Here is a 742-nt window from a genome sequence, read left to right on the forward strand (position 1 = left end):
CCTATGCACTGTTGGCAGGTTCAGTATTAATCGTGCCGGAAGCGTTGTGCTCTGGGTTGATTGCGTCATCGAGTTTCTATTTCGCCATGCGAGAAATCTCGCGGGTGAATAATGGAAAATGGGCCGCCTCAATTCTGATATTGATCATAAATGTAGAGTCACTTTTGCTGTATTCGGCATTAGGATGGCTATCGGAAAGTGTCTCTCGTTCATGGTTGACACTTGCGTACTGTGCAGCAATTGTCTTGCCACTGCTTTATATCAGTCAGTCTGTCAGTATCGCCCCCTATCAGCGTGCTTCGCTTCGCCAAATACTCGCTGCGGCAAAAGGATTGTCCGCGTTTAACGTGTTGTGCTACATGCTGGCAGTGTTTTCCGTGAACTGCTTTAACGTTTCCATCCATCGTTGGGCAGAATTGAACACAGCGTATTGGTGGGGAAGTGTGTCCGGCATGACCTGCTTCTACATCGTGGGTGTCCTCGTCAGTGTGGGTATCCTGTCCAGTTTGAAAATAGATGAAAACAAGCTTTTGATGGCTGGGATGATGGGGATTAGCTTGCTCGGATTCGGGCTCTACAACGTCGGAACCGAAGCGTCTCCTTCCATGCCGGCTATTGTCGTTCTCTTGGGTGTAATGTCGACTGTCGTGATGTCGTCAATCGCTGCGAGCCTGGCGAGAACCAACACTACACTCAGTCGGTTACTGGTTGTGGGCGTGCTCGCCGCCCTGCAGGTCAGCCT

The 742-nt window shown here is 50.4% G+C and carries 1 protein-coding gene; it reads left to right on the top strand.

Annotated elements, in window-relative coordinates; genetic code table 11:
- Positions 1-742: hypothetical protein (locus AC1DRJ_RS30865; RefSeq protein WP_477805447.1), on the top strand; the 742-nt coding region annotated here is incomplete at both ends.

The organism is Pseudomonas sp. P5_B2, assembly GCF_056400445.1.